The organism is Bilophila sp. 4_1_30 (assembly GCF_000224655.1).
GTDB classification, from domain to species: domain Bacteria; phylum Desulfobacterota; class Desulfovibrionia; order Desulfovibrionales; family Desulfovibrionaceae; genus Bilophila; species Bilophila wadsworthia.
The window spans coordinates 90,609-94,857 of record NZ_JH114233.1 but is presented as its reverse complement, the minus strand read 5'-3'; the positions used below and the strand labels follow the sequence as shown (position 1 = coordinate 94,857).

Sequence of the window (4,249 nt, the reverse complement as noted above, 5' to 3'; positions counted from 1 at the left end):
CCCCGCGCCGCCTCCGCCGGATTCCTGAAGTTCGGAAGCGCCGGGGCGCCGTAGCCGCCCGTCCTGCGGATGGACGGAATGACCTCATGCACGATCCAGCGTTTGAAGGCCTTGGCCTCCGGCTTGCGGGATCGGAGGACGAGCGAGTACAGGCCCGGCTCGGATATGATGCGGCTATCCCGACGCAATCCTGTGGAATCATTCAGAGTGTGGATAATATCGACTATAGGTCGCTGTTCGTCGTGCTCCAGAATGTCCGGCAGGTCCCGCGTCTCCGTTCCAAGAATGGCGCACAGGTCCCGCGCTACGAACCACGGTTCGCCTCCGTACTCGACCACGCGCACGGTCCCGAACTCCCTGTTCTGAAAAATCTGCAATCCGTTCATCTGGGCCTCCCGTCCAGTACGGGGACGGTCACAAAGCCGTGTCCGTGGCGATAGGCTTGTCCGCCGGCCAGCGGATCAAGGGCATCCGCCGCTTCGTTGTTCCATTTGGCGTTCGCTCTGAACTGCGCTTGAATGGTGGCGGCCTCGGAAGGCGACAGTTCTCCGTCGGCAACGGCGTCCAGAGTCTTTTTGTTCAGGATTCCCGTGTTCTCGGTCGCCTGCATGACCGCACGCGTGAGGTCTTGCGTGGTGGTGATGTTCGTTGTCGGCCGCATGTCCTCGACCTGCGCCGCGATCCAGTCCGCAATGATGGTGTTGCCCAAAGCCCGGCACAGGACGGGGATGAGTTCGGGGGATGGCGTGTAATCGTCGTACTTGTTGAAGTATCTGGAAACGGCGGCGGTGGAGAGGGACGAGCGGTTGGCTATCGCCTCGTTGGTCAGCCCGGAACGCTGCTTCGCCGCGTCCAACGCTTCGTTGAACCCCATGTGCCGCAAGTTCATGCTCATGGTGTGAATCCTCCGTGTATTCATAAATTGCCGGGATTCGGGGTTTCGCCCATCCTGCATTCATGGAAACGGTTCATTTGCTCATCATCCTGCGCGGCCCCGTGTGGCGCGTCCGCATCCTGATCCATGGGGATCCCCGGATACGCTGGCGGGCGTACCGCGTCGTGGACTACCCGACGCCGGGAGCCGTGGCCCGGCGATGCGTGGAAGGGTTAGTGCGTCGGGAGGGTGATAAGTGCCACAATGACCACTCCCAAAGTGGGCAGGGCATCAGCCAGTGCGGTGCGCCTCCGCTTCGAATCCGGTGGGAGTGTTGGGGGTGGATGGAGACGTGTAGATAAAAGGGGCGAGCCGATCTAATGTTCTAGTATTCATACCTGCCCTGATACCTCTTTGTATCCTACGAATAATATTGAGGTTAACACCAGAAGCCTTTGCCAGACGATAGGCAGACCAACCCGTTCGTTCGAGGAAAGTATTGATGTCTTGTTGAATGCTCATGTCTTTCAGTAGCCAAACGTAGATATAAAAGCAAGGAAAATCTATTTATGGCTAATAGCCAAATGGCTAGTAATATGCGAGAAGAAAACCTATGGGATTTTATGAAGAACTGATCGCGGGATTGAAAGAATCCATTGAGTGTGACTTTGATGGAAAGATTTCTCGACTCGCAGCGAAAGCAGAGACGCACACGTCTACGCTTTCCCGACTTGTGACGGGGGAACGTAAAGAGTGGCTTTCTCTTCTTGCGCGTGTTGCAGATGCCGCCGACTTGACGGTTATTTCTCGGAAATCATTTGTGAAAGAATCCCCTTTACTGCCTTCTGCCAAAGAAGTTTGTTGGATCGACGCAAAAGTGGTTCCGAATGGAGAGGTCGAGGGTCTTCCAGCAGCAGAAGATTTTCTTGCCGTCCCTATGGTTGAAGGGCAAGCTGCTGCAGGGCGTGGAAAAGATATTCAAGAAGGGATTAGGGGATGGGTTTTAGTCCGTCGTCAAAATATTTCTGCATGTCATCGCAATACGTTGTTGGCGATTCAGATTTCAGATGATGGCGATAGCATGGAGCCCACACTTAGGCCGGGGGATATCGTGTTGTACGACACCAACCCGGACAATTTCCGATTCCGACAGCCCGGTAATATCCATGTAGTGATGGAACCGGATGGTTCTGTCGCCATCAAGCGAATAGCTGTGAAACAATCAGCTGACGACACACAACTTATTTTTTATTCTGATAATGCTACAATGCATCCCCCCCTCTGTTTTTCTCTAAATATGGATTATGAAGGGGAGATTACAAAGGCCGTGCTTGGACGAGTCGTTTGGGCATGGAGTGATCTACATATGAAATAGTCTTAATTTTTAATTTGTTACCGATGAGCCTCGCTTAGCGAGGCTTTTTTATGGTTAACAATATAGCCAAATGTAGATATTTTGCTTGATCTTTAATCTACGTTTGGCTACTTTCTTTTCATGACGAAGCATCAAGCGAGTCATGAAGGTTCTTCGACAAGTAGCGCGACGAAGCCCCCAAACCCGGCGTTGTACCCGTCGAGCCCCCGCGTAACAGGCGGCAAGGCCATGACCACGGCAAGGCGTTGGGCCTCTGGTAGCGAAAGCATGGGTGGAGCCCTCGGCGGATAAAGCAAACCGGGGAAGAGAAAGGAAGAGGAAAAGGACTTTTTCACATTGAACCAGCCGGAACGATAACGGTTCTGGCTGGAAACAATACGAAAAGGGAGGAAAAAGGATATGTCGCAAGACTATTACGAACGGCAGGAAGCCCGCCGGGAACGTTACGAACTGCGGGCGGAAAGAGCCCGGCAGGAGAGCGATGCAGCCGCCCGCCAAGCGGAAAAGATAGCTTCAATCATACCGATGGGGCAGCCCATTCTTGTGGGGCATCACTCGGAAGGCCGGGACCGCCGATACCGTGCCCGCATCGGTCAGACGATGGACAAGGCGATCAGCCTCGACAAGAAGGCCGCATACTATGAAGAGAAAGCCAAGTGTATAGGGCAGAGCGGCATTTCTTCGGATGCCCCGGACGCCTTGGAACGGCTTGAAAAGAAGCTGGCGGAAAGGGAAAGAGCCCATGCATGGATGAAGGAAGTGAACAAGGCTTTCAAGAAAGGCGATGCGGCATTGCTCGCCCTCGGCATGACGCAGGCTCAAATCGACAAGATGCGGGCAACCATGTCGAGCTGTCACCATCAACCGTACCCACAATTTTCTCTGGCGAACAACAGTGCGGAGATACGGCGCATCAAGGCACGGATTGAAAAGCTCAAGGCTACGGCTCAGAACGTGACCATCAAGACGCCTTTCGCTGGCGGAACCGTTGTGGACAATGTTGAAGAGAATCGGCTGCAAATCTTGTTCGACGATAAGCCCGACGCCGACACGCGGACCAAGCTCAAGAGTCACGGCTTTCGCTGGAGCCCGCGCAATGGAGCATGGCAACGGATGCGGAGCAACGCCGCAACGTATTATGCCAAGCAGATTTGTGGAATTTGTGATGCCCTTAAACCCACAGCCTAGCCCCATCGAAAAGCCCGGAACCAACCGGGCTTTTTTATTGGGTTTGGGACGCCGGAACGAATCATCAACGAAGGAGAATAGACATGATGCAATTCATCGTGATTTCACATTCGGAAAACGGACCATTGGTTGAAGAATTCGAATCTCGCGCAGAGGCAGAATATTTTGCTGAAGTTGTAGCCGATGAAGGGATGCCATCGACCATCCTTATGAAGTTGAGCGAAGTGCACACTGCACAACCGGAACAGGAAGATTTTGGCGTTATCCCCGGCGTTGACTTCCCTATAACTTTGCACCCGGCTTGCTAAACCAGAGCCGGAAGGACAAATTATGAACGCAATGGAACGGATGCAGCGGCGTATTTTTCGTGACCAACAAAAACAGCAACGCTTGCTGAAAAAGTACAGCAAGCTACGGCATTATGCCGGAAGATGCGAAGAATGCGGATGCAAAGAACCAAATCCCGTACAGCATATTGATGAATCGAACATCGCGATAACCTACAATTCTCCGTATTTATGTAGAGATTGCTACATAAAAAAGTATGGAGCCTAGCCCCGCACCAGCCCGGAAAATCCGGGTTGGAAACGGGATTGGGATTCAAAGCCGAAAGAAACGGAGGGAGTAATGATAGGACTCCATGAAAAATTTCAGATGTCTTTAGGAAGAATCATAGAGCTGCAAGAAAAAGAAGAGAATTTAGCGCGGGCACAAGCTCTTATAGCCCGCCTACGTGCTGAGAATAACGTATTGAAAGAAGACAAAAAATGTATCCTGTCATTTATAGATAGTCTGAAACAACATATTAGTAT

The 4,249-nt window shown here is 52.4% G+C and carries 7 protein-coding genes; 4 read left to right on the top strand and 3 right to left on the bottom strand.

All coding sequences use genetic code 11. The features are described from left to right. On the bottom strand, positions 1–386 hold a 386-nt coding region (locus HMPREF0178_RS12510; RefSeq protein WP_009368411.1), incomplete at its 3' end, for a BRO family protein. Further along, the gene (locus tag HMPREF0178_RS20535) at positions 383–895 is read right to left on the bottom strand and encodes a helix-turn-helix domain-containing protein (RefSeq protein ID WP_009368410.1); all 513 of its coding nucleotides are present in this window, start codon (positions 893–895) and stop codon (positions 383–385) included. The genes HMPREF0178_RS12510 and HMPREF0178_RS20535, both read right to left, overlap by 4 nt. 592 nt (positions 896–1,487) lie before the next feature. Between HMPREF0178_RS20535 and HMPREF0178_RS21035 the strand changes: the two genes are divergently transcribed. Next, positions 1,488–2,249, top strand: a complete 762-nt coding sequence (locus HMPREF0178_RS21035; RefSeq protein ID WP_009368409.1) for a S24 family peptidase — start codon at positions 1,488–1,490, stop codon at positions 2,247–2,249. A gap of 140 nt (positions 2,250–2,389) precedes the next feature. Here the strand turns inward: HMPREF0178_RS21035 and HMPREF0178_RS22825 are convergent, their stop codons facing one another. Beyond that, entirely contained in the window at positions 2,390–2,518 is a 129-nt protein-coding gene (locus HMPREF0178_RS22825; RefSeq protein ID WP_009368408.1) for a hypothetical protein, read from the bottom strand. Positions 2,519–2,648: 130 nt separating this feature from the next. Here HMPREF0178_RS22825 and HMPREF0178_RS12495 point away from each other — a divergent pair, with 130 nt between their 5' ends. From HMPREF0178_RS12495 to HMPREF0178_RS22040, 3 genes are all read left to right on the top strand, one after another. Next, the gene (locus HMPREF0178_RS12495; protein WP_009368407.1) at positions 2,649–3,437 is read left to right on the top strand and encodes a DUF3560 domain-containing protein; all 789 of its coding nucleotides are present in this window, start codon (positions 2,649–2,651) and stop codon (positions 3,435–3,437) included. A gap of 83 nt (positions 3,438–3,520) precedes the next feature. Continuing rightward, the gene (locus tag HMPREF0178_RS12490; protein ID WP_009368406.1) at positions 3,521–3,745 is read left to right on the top strand and encodes a hypothetical protein; all 225 of its coding nucleotides are present in this window, start codon (positions 3,521–3,523) and stop codon (positions 3,743–3,745) included. A gap of 319 nt (positions 3,746–4,064) precedes the next feature. Next, positions 4,065–4,249, top strand: a 185-nt coding sequence (locus HMPREF0178_RS22040; RefSeq protein ID WP_009368404.1) for a hypothetical protein, incomplete at its 3' end; no start/stop codon positions are given.

Coding starts and splice junctions, on each gene's coding strand:
- HMPREF0178_RS20535 (WP_009368410.1), bottom strand. CDS start 895: ATGAGCATGAACTTGCGGCACATGGGGTTCAACGAAGCGTTGGACGCG.
- HMPREF0178_RS21035 (WP_009368409.1), top strand. CDS start 1,488: ATGGGATTTTATGAAGAACTGATCGCGGGATTGAAAGAATCCATTGAG.
- HMPREF0178_RS22825 (WP_009368408.1), bottom strand. CDS start 2,518: ATGCTTTCGCTACCAGAGGCCCAACGCCTTGCCGTGGTCATGGCCTTG.
- HMPREF0178_RS12495 (WP_009368407.1), top strand. CDS start 2,649: ATGTCGCAAGACTATTACGAACGGCAGGAAGCCCGCCGGGAACGTTAC.
- HMPREF0178_RS12490 (WP_009368406.1), top strand. CDS start 3,521: ATGATGCAATTCATCGTGATTTCACATTCGGAAAACGGACCATTGGTT.